We start from the raw sequence: 13,113 nt of genomic DNA, 5'->3' as shown, positions 1-13,113 counted from the left end.
CGAGGGCGGCCGGTACCCATGAGCGAGGACACGAGCGAAAGCCCGGGCCAGCCGGGCAGCCAGTGGTACGACAACGAAGCCGGGCCCCTCGTCCGGCCCTATGCGATGACGGGTGGACGCACCAGGCCGGGACCGCGGGGCGTCCGCTTCGACCTGATCGCCCTCGTGACCCTTGACGACAACGCCCCAAGGCCCGGCGACAGCAGCGTGCTCGGGCCTGAACACCGGGCACTCATCGAACTGTGCCGCACCGAGACGCAATCCGTCGCCGAGCTCGCCGCCGGCGCCGATCTGCCCGTGGGCGTGGTCCGCGTGCTCCTCGGCGACCTGTTGGAGATGGGCTGCGTGAAGGTCAGCCGCCCCGTTCCGCCCGCACAGCTTCCCGACGAAAAGATCCTCCGAGAGGTGATCGATGGGCTCCGAGCACTCTGACGCCATGGGCACCGAAGCCTCGGCCATGGCGCTGAAGATCCTGGTCGCGGGCGGCTTCGGGGTGGGCAAGACCACCTTGGTGGGTGCGGTCAGCGAGATCCGTCCGCTGCGCACCGAAGAACTGCTGAGTGAGGCGGGCCAGTCGGTGGACGACACCGACGGGGTCGACCGGAAGACCACGACGACCGTGGCCATGGACTTCGGTCGAATCACCATCCGGTCGGGTCTGTCGCTGTACCTGTTCGGTACCCCGGGCCAGGACCGGTTCTGGTTCCTGTGGGACGAGTTGTCACAAGGTGCCCTCGGGGCCGTGGTCCTCGCGGACACGCGGCGGCTCGAGGACTGCTTCCCTGCCGTGGACTACTTCGAGCACCGGCGTATCCCATTCGTCGTGGCAGTCAACTGCTTCACGAGCACGCGTACGTACGGGGCGCAGGACGTGTCCCGAGCCTTGGACCTCGACCGCGGAACTCCTGTGGTGCTGTGCGACGCCCGAGATCGCGACTCAGGGAAGGAGGTGCTGATACGTCTGGTCGAGTATGCCGGGCGGATCCACACCGCCCGGCTGCTCGACTCGGTGGGCTGAGCTTTCGGCGGGCCAGCAGGCCGCTCTCGACGAGCCCATGGTGCGCCCACCGTGACTCCGCCGTGAGTTCTCGGTGTGCAGTCAGTCGGAGACCCCGGCGTGCGCGAGCACCTTGTCGATCCGCACGCGGACCAGGAGTTCCCCCGGCACACCATTGCGCTTGCCGAACTCCTCGGCGCGGTCCTCGCCCATGTAGCGCGCGCCGATCCGGCCCGCCCACTGCTGGAGCTGACCGATGTCCTCGCTCAGCTCCGCGCGACCCTGCAGCACGACGAAGGCGAACGGTGGCCGGTCGTCGTCGACGCACAGGGCAACGCGTCCGTCCCGGGCGAGGTTGCGCCCTTTCACGGTCTCCTTGCCGGTGTTGAACACCAGGTCGTCCCCGTCGAGCAGGAACCAGATCGGCGCGATGTGCGGGCTGCCGTCGGCCCTGACGGTCGAGAGCTTGCCGGTTCGGGTGCCGTGCGAGACGAACGCCCGCCATTGGTCATCGGTCATCTTCTGTGCCATGTCCCCATCATGCTTGCCGGGGCGCCGGTCGTGGGGAAGGCTGGCAGGTCAGATCCTCCAGCCAGGGGGAGCGGGCACGGGGAGACGGGAACATGGGGCAGAGCACGGGGCTCGGTTGGCTGCTGGACGACCTGACCCAGCGAATGCAACACGTACGGCATGCGCTGGTGCTGTCCAACGACGGCCTGGTGACCGGCGCGAGTTCGGACCTGAAGCGTGAGGACGCGGAACACCTGGCCGCGGTGTCATCGGGATTGCACAGCCTCGCCAAGGGGTCGGGACGCCACTTCCACGCCGGCAACGTACGCCAGACGATGATCGAGTTCGACGACGCGGTCCTCTTCGTCACGGCGGCGGGCGACGGCAGTTGCCTGTGTGTGCTGAGCGCGGCCGAGGCCGACATCGGCCAGGTCGCCTACGAGATGACGCTGCTCGTGAACCGCGTCGGGGAGCACCTGGCCGTGGACGCCCGGAAACCGGAGCGGACGCCTGTTGTGGACCTCTGACCTGCACTGACGCTGTCACGTCAAGAGTTATCCACAGGCCCAGCGAGGATCGTGGTGATCGGGCTACGGTTTTTCCCGAGAGCAAGCAAGAACATCTCACGGGGGAGATCCACATGACCGGTGACACCATCACGCAACCCGCCGGTGCGACGAGCGTCCGGCCGACGGTCACACCGACCTGGGCAGCGAGGGAACTGGGCTTGAAACGCGGCGAATTCGACCTGGCGGTGATGCTGGGGCGCATCCGCACCGTCGCGGACGTGCCGGGTGGCCAACGACGCGTCACCCGCGAGGAGATCGAGCGCGTGCGCGGGTGCGAAGGCTTCCCCGAGGCGCTGCGGGAGAGCGTCAGAGCCGTGGGCACCACGGAGGGCGCGGAGCTCATGCACATCACCACGGCGCGCTTCACCCGCCTCGCACGCGCTGGCGTCCTGCTGCCAGTGAAGTTTTATTTGAACCGGTACAGGACAGTTGTCTGGCTCTATCTCGCAGAAGAGCTACGCCATTTCGCCGAGTCCGAGATCAACACCGCACTTCTCACGGGACGCATGCCGGAGACGATCCGAGGGCGGCTCGACGACGGGCAGGATCTGCGGGCACGCAACTGGCGAGGACGGTACGCGGAAGCCCTGCTGCGTCAGACCGAAGACGTGTGGGAGCGCACCGCCTCCATGGCTTCGCTGCTCGATCCGGTGCAGATCGCGGAGATCGTCAGGGACCCCTATGAGCGTGCGTATCTCAATCGGCTCAAGCCTGTGCCGCGCACTCAAGGCGGACCCGAATCGCCTGCGGTGCAGGTCGTGGAGAAGATCACGACCGCAGACGACCCCGACGAGATCCGGTGGCTGCGCTCCAGCCTGCTGATCGGCCTCGTCCAGGCCCGTGCGGAGCGCCCGGCCCCTCGTCCGGCACCACGGCCCGCACCCGAGCCGGCCACCCCGGCCGCCCCGGCCACCCCGACCATCCCAGCCTCCCCAGCCACGGAATGGGAGCCACCATGCGACGTCCCGGATGACGCTGCGGTGCAGGAGTCGCGAGGCTTGATGAAGTGGTTGCGCCGCAAGCGCACGTAGACCGCACGAGCCGCAGTGCCGGCGCCGGCGTCACCGCACCGTCGCGTCCAGGTCCTTGGCGTACTCCTCGATGGCGGGACGGTAGCCCGCGATCTCCGGGTCCTTGCTCGTGGTGACGAGCAGCGTCAGCAGCGTTTCCATCGCGTCGTGTGTCCGGCCGGTGTTGTACAGAGCCATGGCCAGGAACGTCTTCAGCCCGCCGTCGTCAGGGAACTCGGTCGCGCCCGCACCGAGCGTCGTGACGGCTTCCTCGTAGCGTCCCAGGATCCGGTAGGTGCTCCCCAGGCCCAGGAGAGCTCCGCGCCGATCGTCATCCGACAGGCCCGTCCCGCGAAGCGCGCGCTCGTAGTACGGCACCGCCTCGGCCTCCAGCCCGAGGGTGTCGTGGACCCAGGCCGTCTGGTACGCCACCTCCGCATCGTCCGGAAGCTCCGCGGCCAGGGCGACGAGGCGCTCCCTGGCCTCCTCGGGTCGGCCTGCCTCGCGCAGCCGCACAGCCTCCGACAGCAACCGATCCCTGTCCCCACTCGGATTCGCGCTCAACTCGCAGTCCCCCTCCTGCACATGCCCGAAACCGGAATCTATCCCGAACGGAGGCAGAATTGCTCACCGCATTTTGTCGTGCGCTCGCACCGCAGGCCTCAAGCGGCCAGTTCCTCCTCGAGCCACGTACGTCCCCGAGTGCGAGCAGTGAGTCGCACGCCGCCCAGACGCGTGGCGAGGCGTTCGGCCTCGGCTCGTACCGCGGCCTGCGCGTCCGCGCCGACGTCCTCGAGGAACCTGCACACGATCTCGCCTTTGCCGTCCTGGGCCCAACCCCCGACGATGCGGCCGTCCCACCACACAGACGGACCGATGTTGCCGTTCCTGTCGAAGAGGCGAGGGCCGCGTTCCCCGAGGAACCAGCCGCGATGCTGCCAGCCCATGGGAGTGGAATCGAGCGCCGGCAGCAGAGCCGCCCACGGCTCCGGCCGGGGCGTCTCCTCCACGTCGTCGGGAAGCAACAGCCCGGGCAGTCCGTCCAGATCGACCTCCACTGGGCGAAGTTCGGTCAACGCCCGCTTGGTTTGGGTCTTGGTCCACCCTGCCCACCACCGCAGATCATCCGCGGTGGCCGGACCGAACGTCCGCAGCCACCGCCGGGCGAGCTCAATCTCGGCCGCCCGGGTGTCCCAGTCGGCGAGGCCACCGGGAAACCAGTCCGTCAGCGGCGCCCAGCGGTACTGATGAGAGGTCCATGTGCCACGCGGCCTTCCTCGCACCACATGCCCCTCCGTGGCGAGGAGGAGAAGAAGCCGACTGGCCAGCTTCTGCCGACCCTCGTAGCTCTTGCCGCGGGCCATGACCAGTTCCGTGGCCAGCCGTGGGTCGTCGCCCGCGAGCTCGGCGGCCGTCGCCTCGCCCCGCTCATCGAGCAGGCGCAGCGCCACCTCCTCGATCTGCGCCAGCCACGTTTCCACTCCGGCCGCGTCATCGGCCACACCGGACTCGGTCAGCATCCCCAGGAGGAGACGGCGCTCCCGCGCGGCGACCGCCCGGGAACAGGCGGCCTGCAGCACCGGAGCCACATCGAGGGAGGTCACGAAGACCGTGCGCCGCATCCCCATCAGCCGGATCAGCGAACGGTCCTCGTACAGCGCGCGCTCCACGTCCAGCACCTGACCGTCCCGCATGCGGGCCCAGGCACCGACGTACACCGACGACGGATCGGTGCCGTGCAGTGCCAGCAGAGACCGGGCCACCTCGACAGGGTCGTCCGATCTCGTGTCCACCGTCAGCCGATGGCGCAGCGCCAGCCGCGCCCGCCTCTCCGCCGCGTCGATCCGTCGCACCGCGCCTCCCCTGGGTCTTCGTCCGTCATGTGCCGGCTGTCGGACTGTCCATGTGACGCTCCCCGGACGGACGGAACAGGCCTTCCTGCACCACCGACACGAGGAGACGCCCCTCCTTGTCGTAGATACGGCCCCGGGCAAGACCGCGGCCCCCCGTGGCGATGGGGGACTCCTGGTCGTAGAGGAACCACTCGTCGGCGCGGAAGGGACGGTGGAACCACATGGCGTGGTCGAGCGACGCCATGTCGAAGCCACGGGGGCCCCAGAGCGGTTCCACCGGGATGCGGACCGCGTCCAGGAGCGTCATGTCGCTCGCGTAAGTGAGCGCGCAGGTGTGGACGAGCGGGTCGTCGCCCAGCGGGCCGACAGCGCGCATCCACACAGCGCTGCGCGGCTCCGCGTCCTTGGTCTCCTCGGCGGTCCAGCGCAGCCGGTCGACGTAGCGGATGTCGAAGGGCTGGCGGCGCGCCATGCGCTCCAACTGCTCGGGGAGTGCGCCGAGGTGCTCCCTGATCTCCTCGGCGACCGTCGGCAGCGACTCAGGCGCGGGCGCAGCGAGTCGCGGCGGCAGCTGATGTTCGAAGGCGCCCTGTTCGGGCTGATGGAAGGAGGCGGTGAGGTTGAAGATGGTGCGACCCTGCTGGACGGCCGTGACGCGGCGCGTGGTGAAGGAGCGCCCGTCCCTGACCCGTTCGACCTGGTACACGATCGGCACGCCGGGGCGCCCCGGGCGAAGGAAATACGCGTGCAGCGAGTGCACCGGTCGGTCGCCCTCGGTGGTGCGGCCCGCCGCCACCAGGGCCTGGCCGGCGACCTGTCCGCCGAAGACCCGCTGCAAGGACTCGTTCGGGCTGCGGCCCCGGAAGATGTTGACCTCGATCTGCTCGAGATCCAGCAGGTCGACCAGCCGGTCGGCGGGATTGTTCATGACAGTTCCTCGACTTCTGTCCGGGACACGCGGGTACGCGGGGCTCTCAGAGCTGGCCGACGTCCGTGACCCGGACGATGGCGCGGCCCTCCTCGTCGGAAGCCGCGAGATCGACCTCCGCGCTGATGCCCCAGTCATGGTCGCCGTTCGGATCGGCGAACGTCTGCCGGACGCGCCACAGACCGTGCTCAGGATCCTCCTCGATGAGCAACAGCTTGGGCCCTCGGGCATCGGGGCCGGTGCCGAGATCTTCGTACTCGTCCCAGTACTTGTCCATGGCCTCGCCCCAGGCGTCCGCGTCCCAGCCGGACTCGGCGTCCAGCTCGCCCAGCTCCTCGACGTGATCGAGGGCGGCCAGCTCGACCCTGCGGAACAGCGCGTTGCGCACCAGGACGCGGAAGGCGCGGGCGTTGGCCGTGACCGGCTTGACCTGGTCGGCCCTCTCCTGCGCCTCCTCGGCCGTCATGACCTCGGGGTTGGCCAGCTGCTCCCACTCGTCGAGGAGGCTGGAGTCGACCTGGCGCACCATCTCGCCGAGCCAGGCGATCAGGTCCTCGAGATCCTCGGACTTCAGGTCGTCCGGGATGGTGTGCTCCAAGGCCTTGTACGCGCTCGCGAGGTAGCGCAGGACGATGCCCTCGGTGCGCGCGAGCTCGTAGAAGGACGTGAATTCCGTGAAGGACAGTGCCCGTTCGTACATGTCACGGATGACGGACTTCGGGGACAGCGGATGGTCGCCGACCCACGGGTGGCTCGTCCGGTAGGTGTTGTACGCGTGGAAGAGCAGCTCCTCCAAGGGCTTCGGGTACGTGATGTCCTGGAGGCGCTCCATCCGCTCCTCGTACTCGACGCCGTCCGCCTTCATCAGTGCCACGGCCTCGCCCCGCGCCTTGTTCTGCTGGGCCGCGAGGATCTGACGCGGATCGTCGAGGGTGGACTCGACGACGGACACCATGTCCAGGGCGTACGAGGGGGACTCGGGGTCGAGGACTTCGAAGGCGGCGAGGGCGAACGTCGACAGGGGCTGGTTGAGCGCGAAGTCCTGCTGGAGGTCGACGGTCAGGCGCACGATGCGGCCCGTGGCGTCCGGCTCGTCGAGCTTCTCCACGACGCCGCCGGCGAGGAGGGAGCGGTAGATGGCGATGGTCCGGCGAATGTGCCGAAGCTGCTGCTTGCGCGGCTCGTGATTGTCCTCGAGAAGATGGCGCATCGCCTCGAAGGCGTTGCCCGGGCGAGCGATCACGGACAGCAGCATGGTGTGCGTGACCCGGAAGCGGGAGGTCAGCGGCTCGGGTTCGGAGGTGATGAGCTTCTCGAAGGTGCTCTCGGACCAGGCGACGAAGCCCTCGGGTGCCTTCTTGCGGACCACCTTGCGTCGCTTCTTCGCATCGTCGCCGGCCTTGGCGAGCGCCTTCTCGTTCTCGATGACGTGCTCGGGGGCCTGGGCGACCACGAGGCCCGCCGTGTCGAAGCCCGCACGCCCGGCGCGCCCGGCGATCTGGTGGAACTCCCTCGCGCGCAGCGTGCGGACACGGTTGCCGTCGTACTTGGTGAGGGCGGTGAACAGCACGGTGCGGATCGGGACGTTGACGCCGACGCCCAGCGTGTCGGTGCCGCAGATGACCTTGAGGAGCCCCGCCTGTGCGAGCTTCTCCACCAGGCGGCGGTACTTGGGCAGCATGCCGGCGTGGTGCACGCCGATCCCGTGACGTACGTACCGCGAGAGGTTGCGGCCGAACTTGGTGGTGAAACGGAAGTTGCCGATCAGGTCGGCGATCTTGTCCTTCTCCTCGCGCGAGCACATGTTGATGCTCATGAGCGACTGCGCGCGCTCGACCGCCTGGGCCTGGGTGAAGTGGACGATGTAGACCGGCGCCTGTTTGGTGTCCAGGAGCTCGGTGAGCGTCTCGGTGATCGGCGTCAGACGGTACTCGTAGGAGAGCGGCACCGGCCGCGTCGCGGAGCGGACGACGGAGGTGGGCCGGCCCGTGCGGCGCGTCAGGTCCTTCTCGAACATGGAGACGTCGCCGAGCGTCGCCGACATGAGGATGAACTGCGCCTGCGGAAGTTCGAGCAGCGGGATCTGCCACGCCCAGCCGCGGTCCGGCTCGGCGTAGAAGTGGAACTCGTCCATCACGACCTGGCCGATATCGGCGTCCTTGCCGTCGCGCAACGCGATCGAGGCGAGGACCTCGGCGGTGCAGCAGATGACAGGAGCGTCGGCGTTGACCGACGCGTCACCGGTCAGCATGCCGACATTCTCGGTACCGAAGAGTTTGCACAGGTCGAAGAACTTCTCCGACACCAGCGCCTTGATCGGCGCCGTGTAGAAAGTGACCTTGTCCTGGGCGAGCGCGGTGAAGTGCGCACCCGCCGCGACCAGGCTCTTGCCGGAGCCCGTCGGCGTGGACAGGATCACGTTGGCCCCGGAGACGACCTCGATCAGTGCCTCCTCCTGGGCCGGGTAGAGAGTGATGCCCTGGCCCTCGGCCCACGACGAGAAGGCTTCGTAGAGGGCATCTGGGTCGGCGTCCGGCGGCAGCTGATCAATAAGGGTCACACCCCCATCTTGCCTTCCTTCCTGCCCGATCACGGAACCGGAGGTTTCCACGAAGATCACGAACGCTACGCTGTGTCGCCGACGGGGCGTCAGAACAATGGGAATGGGGCGGGCAACAGCCATGATGGGACCGGCACACTCACTGTCGGGGGCGGCGGCCTGGCTGGGGGTCGGCGCCGCGGCAGCGGCCGCAGGGCACACGATGCCTTGGCCGGTCCTCCTCGTAGGAGCGCTGATCTGCGCCGGAGCGGCGCTCGCACCCGACCTCGACCACAAGTCGGCGACCATCTCGCGGGCCTTCGGGCCCCTCTCGCGGGGCCTCTGCGAAATCGTCGACAAACTCTCGTACGCCGTCTACAAGGCGACCCGCAAGCAGGGGGACCCGCGCCGCTCGGGCGGGCACCGCACCCTCACACACACCTGGCTGTGGGCGGTGCTGATAGGAGCGGGCGCATCGGCTCTGGCGATCTTCGGCGGGCGCTGGGCGGTGCTGGGCATCCTCTTCGTCCACATGGTGCTCGCCATCGAAGGCCTGCTGTGGCGGGCCGCCCGCGGATCGAGCAGCGACATCCTGGTCTGGCTGCTCGCCGCTACGAGCGCCTGGATTCTCGCCGGGGTCCTGGACAAGCCCGGCAACGGCGCGGACTGGATGTTCACCGCCCCCGGCCAGGAGTATCTGTGGCTGGGACTGCCGATCGTGCTCGGCGCACTGGTGCACGACATCGGGGACGCGCTGACCGTCTCCGGGTGCCCGATCCTGTGGCCCATCCCCATCGGCCGCAAGCGCTGGTACCCGATCGGGCCGCCGAAGGCCATGCGGTTCCGGGCCGGGAGCTGGATCGAGCTCAAGGTGCTGATGCCGGTGTTCATGCTGCTCGGGGGAGTGGGCGGCGCGGCCGCACTCAACTTCATCTGAGAGACGACAGTCGCCTGAAGCGCGGCCACGCCCACGGCGGCTCAGGGTGTGGTCGGGTGCTCGCCATGCCAGGAGTGCCAGAGCGCGGCGTAGGCGCCATCGGTTTTCACAAGCTCGTCGTGGGTGCCGAGCTCCGTCACCCGGCCGTCCTGCATGACCGCCACACGGTCCGCGTCGTGCGCCGTCTGCAGACGATGGGCGATAGCGATGACCGTGCGCCCACGGAGGACGGCGGCCAGGGCCCGTTCCGTGTGCCGTGCCGTCGTCGGGTCCAGGAGCGCGGTGGCCTCGTCCAGGATCAGCGTGTGCGGATCCGCGAGCACGACGCGGGCCAGCGCCAATTGCTGGGCCTGCGATCCGTGCAGGCCGTGGCCTCCGGGGCCCAGCTCCGTGTCCAAACCGTCCGGCAGGCCGTCGAACCAGTCGGCGCCGACCACTCTGAGGGCGGCCTTCAGCTCGGTGTCCGTGGCGGACTCCGACGCGATGAGCAGGTTGTCCCGCAGGGTGCCGAGGAAGACGTGGTGCTCTTGGGTGACGAGGACGACCTGGCGCCGCAGTCGGTCGGGTGGCAGATCGGCGATCGGCACACCACCGACGGTCACTGTGCCCTCGACCGGGGCGTCGATCCCCGCCAGGAGCCGGCTCAGGGTGCTCTTGCCCGCCCCCGAAGGGCCGACGATCGCGAGGCGCTCACCGGGATGTACGCAGAGGTCGACGCCTTGCAAGACATCGGCGCCGCTGCTGTAGGCGAAGCGCACGCCGTCGACTTCGATGCGGCCGTCCTCGGGCGCGCCGTCGGGGTGCCTGGCGGAGGGGACGGAGTTCGGGCTGACGGAGTCGGTCGGCGCCTTCGGGGCGGCGGCCAGGCCCTCGACCCGGGCGAAGGAGGCGCCACTGCTCTGCAACTGTTCGACCTGCTGCAGGATCGTGTCCAGCGGCTGCGAGAGCTGCTGCAGGTACAGGGCCGCGGCGATCACAGTGCCCAGGCTCACGGAGCCCTGGTCGTGCAGGACTCCACCGATGAGCAGGACACCGACCACCGGGACGGCGTACGAAAGGTCGATGGAGGGGAACAGGACGCTCCGCAGGAACAGCGTCCGGTCGTGGGCATCGACGCACCGTTCGATCGCCGCCTCGCTGTCCGCGACACGGCGCTCGCGCAGGCGCAGGGCCTCGATGGTGCGCGCCCCGGAGGCCGTGGCCGCGATCACCTCCGCGAGCGCGGAGTGGGCTGTGCCTTGCTCGAGGTAGGCGGAGCGCGCGCGGCGCAGGTACCAGCGGGTGGCGAACCAGATGCCGGTCAGGCCGAGGACACCACAGGCACCGAGCAGCGGGTCGAGCAGAAAGACCGCGCAGAGGATGAACAGGGCTTGTACGGCCGCCACGAAGACGTCGGGTCCGGTGTCGCGCAGCATCAGCCCGGCTGTCGCCACATCGGTGGTGCCGCGGGCCGTCAGATCGCCCGCGCCGGCCCGCTCCACGACCGAGGCGGGCAGAGCGAGCGCCCGGTCGACGAACTGTTCACGGATGCGGCCGAGGGTGCGCTCGCCGAACCGATGGGCGAGGTAGCGGGCGTGGCGGGCCAGGAGGAGCTGAGCGATGGCGCCGACGAGAATGCCGAGCGCGAGGCGGTCGACGGCGGCGACACCCCCACCGTCCCTGACCGTGTTGATGATGCGCCCGAGGAGCCATGGGCCGGCGAGCCCCGCGGCCGCGGCGAGAGCGTTGAAGACGATCATCGTGACGAAGGCGCCGGTGTCCTGCCGGATGAGGTGGAGGGCGGCACGGCGGACCTGACGCCGGTCGGCCACAGGCAGGTGTCCGGGCTCGGAATCAGCCGCTTCGTTGCGGTGGGGCGGCGTCATCGGAGGGCCTCATGAGTCGGCTCGGCGAGAGGATGGGAGCGATGGTGACCTTGTGGCGTGTGCTGTTCCTCCGCCTCGTCACCCCCTTCGGCGCCACGCGACACCAGGCGTCGGTAGCCCGGGTGCTCCGCCAGCAGATCGGCGTGGCGGCCGACAGCGGCCACGCGCCCGTCGACCAGGAAGCACACGGCGTCGGCCTGGTCGAGGACCAGGGGAGACGTGCTGGCGACGAGCGTCGTGCGGCCTTCTCGGGCCGTACGGAGCCGGGACGCCATGTTCGCCTCGGTGTGCGCGTCGACCGCCGATGTCGGCTCGACCGCCAAGAGGACTTCGGGGTCGGCGAGGAGGGCCCGCGCCAAGCGGAGGCGCTGGCGTTGACCGCCGGAGAGATTGCGGCCATGGGCCTCGAGAAGGGCGTCGAGTCCGTCCGGCAGGCCGAGGACAATGTCGTGGGCCATGGCCGCGTCGACCGCACGGGCGACGGCGTCCTCGTCCGGGGAGCATCGGCCGGCGATCGCCGCGCGCAACGTACCGGCGAAGAGGTCGGCTTCGTTGTCCGCCACCAGGATCCGGGCGCGGACCTCGTCCAGTGCGACGGCGTCGAGACGGGCCGGGCCCCAGGTGACGGAAGAGGGGACGAACCGGCCGAGGCGATCGACGATGTCCGTGCCGTCCGATGCCCGCGCGCTGACCAGCGCGGTGAGAAGTCCGGGCGCGACCTCCACCCCGGACACGGGATCGCGCAGCACGGAGGGTTCCTCGGGGCCGGGGACCGGGTGCTCACCGTCGACGCGCGTCGCCCGGTTCCCGGCCCTCGCTTCCGGTTCCACGGCCACGGCGTCTGTCCCGGACTCGGCCCGGGCGGCCTCACAGCCCTGCGGTTCCAGATTCAAGAAGTCGACGACCCGTCGCGCGGCGACCAGCCCCCGGCCGATGTCGTAGCTGCCCTCGATGAGCATCGCCACCGGCACCACGAGCACGGCGACGTAGCCATAGACGGCCACCAACTCACCCACGGTGATGGTGCCCTGAGCGGCCATGCGCGCGGCGAGCCAGGTCACGGCGGCCAGGAACAGGGTGGGCAGGCCGAGGCCGAAGGCCTGGATCCAGCTCATGCTGGACCCGACCCGGTAGCCCTCGTCCCGCAGCCGGCGCGAGCCCTCGCGGTAGCGGGCCGCGAACACCCCTTTGCCACCGAGGCCGTTGAGGACTCTGAGCCCGCCCGCGAGGTCGCCGAGTATCGCGGCGAGTGCGCCTTGACGTTCCCGGTAGGCCGTCTCGGCTCCTTGCAGCCGACTGAGGAACGGCCCGATCAGTACGGCGAGCACGGGCACACCGACCAGCACCACCACGGCGAGCAGCGTGGAGACGGACAGCAGCAGCGCGGCCACCACGAAGTAGGCGATCACCGCGCCCACGCCGGGCCCGGTCACGGTCAGGGTCTGGCTGATCACGCCCACGTCGGAGTGCCCGATTGTGACGACCTCACCGGCGGACACCCGGCGGGGCAGCGACGCGCCGAGCCGGGTCGCGTGGTCGACCACGACGCGCACGGTACGGAAGTAGGCGTCGAGACGGACCCGGGTCATCGTGCGATGCCGCATGATCCCCAGCCAGGCGTTCAGGGCCCCGATGCCGAACAGCGCGGCGCACCAGCCCACCAGAGCGGACCGGTCACCCGGCCGCAGGGCCTCGTCGATGGCGCGCGACAGGACGTACGGAGGGAGCGTCAGGCAGACCATCCACGCGCTGCCCAGCAAGGTCCCCGCGGCCACACGCCGAGGCTGGCTGACGGTCACCCACCAGAGGTAGCGGGCAGGCCCACGCCGGTCCGGGACACCGGGTTCTGTGGAAGATGCAGCCATCCACGAACCTTAACCACCCCCGTCCGGGAGAGAACAGGAG

Annotated in this window: 12 protein-coding genes; 5 read left to right on the top strand and 7 right to left on the bottom strand. The window is 69.5% G+C overall.

The genetic code is table 11. The features are described from left to right. Positions 1-18: 18 nt before the first annotated feature. Positions 19-432 carry a DUF742 domain-containing protein gene (locus AB0N81_RS32655; RefSeq protein ID WP_365364741.1) on the top strand — a complete coding sequence of 138 codons (414 nt, stop codon included), beginning with the start codon at positions 19-21 and terminating at the stop codon, positions 430-432. Beyond that, positions 413-1,018, top strand: a complete 606-nt coding sequence (locus AB0N81_RS32650) for an ATP/GTP-binding protein (RefSeq protein WP_365364739.1) — start codon at positions 413-415, stop codon at positions 1,016-1,018. The genes AB0N81_RS32655 and AB0N81_RS32650 overlap by 20 nt, the downstream gene beginning before the upstream one ends. Positions 1,019-1,099: 81 nt before the next feature. Here AB0N81_RS32650 and AB0N81_RS32645 read toward each other — a convergent pair whose 3' ends face one another. Beyond that, on the bottom strand, positions 1,100-1,528 hold the full coding sequence (locus tag AB0N81_RS32645) for a PPOX class F420-dependent oxidoreductase (protein ID WP_365364737.1): 429 nt from the start codon (positions 1,526-1,528) through the stop codon (positions 1,100-1,102). A gap of 92 nt (positions 1,529-1,620) precedes the next feature. On the opposite strand from AB0N81_RS32645, the gene AB0N81_RS32640 reads away from it, so the two are divergent. Continuing rightward, entirely contained in the window at positions 1,621-2,034 is a 414-nt protein-coding gene (locus tag AB0N81_RS32640) for a roadblock/LC7 domain-containing protein (RefSeq protein ID WP_365364735.1), read from the top strand. A gap of 113 nt (positions 2,035-2,147) precedes the next feature. After that, positions 2,148-3,107: a DUF6397 family protein gene (locus AB0N81_RS32635; RefSeq protein ID WP_365364733.1), complete on the top strand. Its 960-nt coding sequence runs from the start codon at positions 2,148-2,150 to the stop codon at positions 3,105-3,107. A gap of 30 nt (positions 3,108-3,137) precedes the next feature. Here AB0N81_RS32635 and AB0N81_RS32630 read toward each other — a convergent pair whose 3' ends face one another. The 4 genes from AB0N81_RS32630 to AB0N81_RS32615 form a co-directional block, all read right to left on the bottom strand. Beyond that, a complete protein-coding gene (locus tag AB0N81_RS32630) occupies positions 3,138-3,617 on the bottom strand; it encodes a tetratricopeptide repeat protein (protein WP_365364731.1) in 480 nt (159 codons plus the stop codon). A 131-nt stretch (positions 3,618-3,748) separates the two neighbouring features. Further along, positions 3,749-4,930: a winged helix DNA-binding domain-containing protein gene (locus AB0N81_RS32625; RefSeq protein WP_365364803.1), complete on the bottom strand. Its 1,182-nt coding sequence runs from the start codon at positions 4,928-4,930 to the stop codon at positions 3,749-3,751. Between the two features lie 34 nt (positions 4,931-4,964). Next, entirely contained in the window at positions 4,965-5,867 is a 903-nt protein-coding gene (locus AB0N81_RS32620) for an acyl-CoA thioesterase II (RefSeq protein ID WP_365364729.1), read from the bottom strand. A gap of 46 nt (positions 5,868-5,913) precedes the next feature. Beyond that, positions 5,914-8,550: a DUF3516 domain-containing protein gene (locus AB0N81_RS32615; protein ID WP_365364727.1), complete on the bottom strand. Its 2,637-nt coding sequence runs from the start codon at positions 8,548-8,550 to the stop codon at positions 5,914-5,916. On the opposite strand from AB0N81_RS32615, the gene AB0N81_RS32610 reads away from it, so the two are divergent. After that, positions 8,549-9,343, top strand: a complete 795-nt coding sequence (locus AB0N81_RS32610) for a metal-dependent hydrolase (RefSeq protein ID WP_365364725.1) — start codon at positions 8,549-8,551, stop codon at positions 9,341-9,343. The two genes, AB0N81_RS32615 and AB0N81_RS32610, sit on opposite strands and share 2 nt — an antisense overlap. Positions 9,344-9,384: 41 nt before the next feature. On the opposite strand, the gene AB0N81_RS32605 is transcribed toward AB0N81_RS32610, so the two are convergent. Beyond that, the gene (locus AB0N81_RS32605; RefSeq protein ID WP_365364723.1) at positions 9,385-11,208 is read right to left on the bottom strand and encodes an ABC transporter ATP-binding protein; all 1,824 of its coding nucleotides are present in this window, start codon (positions 11,206-11,208) and stop codon (positions 9,385-9,387) included. Beyond that, complete coding sequence (locus AB0N81_RS32600) at positions 11,205-13,073, bottom strand: ABC transporter ATP-binding protein (protein ID WP_365364721.1); 1,869 nt, start codon at positions 13,071-13,073, stop codon at positions 11,205-11,207. Before AB0N81_RS32600 ends, AB0N81_RS32605 begins: the two co-directional genes overlap by 4 nt. Positions 13,074-13,113 lie beyond the last annotated feature (40 nt).

The organism is Streptomyces sp. NPDC093510, assembly GCF_040683555.1.
Classification (GTDB): domain Bacteria; phylum Actinomycetota; class Actinomycetes; order Streptomycetales; family Streptomycetaceae; genus Streptomyces.
This window is presented reverse-complemented; position numbering and strand designations above follow the sequence as displayed.

What these genes read in the sequence shown, in the direction of transcription:
- AB0N81_RS32600 (WP_365364721.1), bottom strand. Translation starts at nt 13,073, where the DNA reads ATGGCTGCATCTTCCACAGAACCCGGTGTCCCGGACCGGCGTGGGCCT.
- AB0N81_RS32635 (WP_365364733.1), top strand. Translation starts at nt 2,148, where the DNA reads ATGACCGGTGACACCATCACGCAACCCGCCGGTGCGACGAGCGTCCGG.
- AB0N81_RS32620 (WP_365364729.1), bottom strand. Translation starts at nt 5,867, where the DNA reads ATGAACAATCCCGCCGACCGGCTGGTCGACCTGCTGGATCTCGAGCAG.
- AB0N81_RS32640 (WP_365364735.1), top strand. Translation starts at nt 1,621, where the DNA reads ATGGGGCAGAGCACGGGGCTCGGTTGGCTGCTGGACGACCTGACCCAG.
- AB0N81_RS32645 (WP_365364737.1), bottom strand. Translation starts at nt 1,528, where the DNA reads ATGGCACAGAAGATGACCGATGACCAATGGCGGGCGTTCGTCTCGCAC.
- AB0N81_RS32610 (WP_365364725.1), top strand. Translation starts at nt 8,549, where the DNA reads ATGATGGGACCGGCACACTCACTGTCGGGGGCGGCGGCCTGGCTGGGG.
- AB0N81_RS32615 (WP_365364727.1), bottom strand. Translation starts at nt 8,550, where the DNA reads ATGGCTGTTGCCCGCCCCATTCCCATTGTTCTGACGCCCCGTCGGCGA.
- AB0N81_RS32605 (WP_365364723.1), bottom strand. Translation starts at nt 11,208, where the DNA reads ATGACGCCGCCCCACCGCAACGAAGCGGCTGATTCCGAGCCCGGACAC.
- AB0N81_RS32655 (WP_365364741.1), top strand. Translation starts at nt 19, where the DNA reads ATGAGCGAGGACACGAGCGAAAGCCCGGGCCAGCCGGGCAGCCAGTGG.
- AB0N81_RS32650 (WP_365364739.1), top strand. Translation starts at nt 413, where the DNA reads ATGGGCTCCGAGCACTCTGACGCCATGGGCACCGAAGCCTCGGCCATG.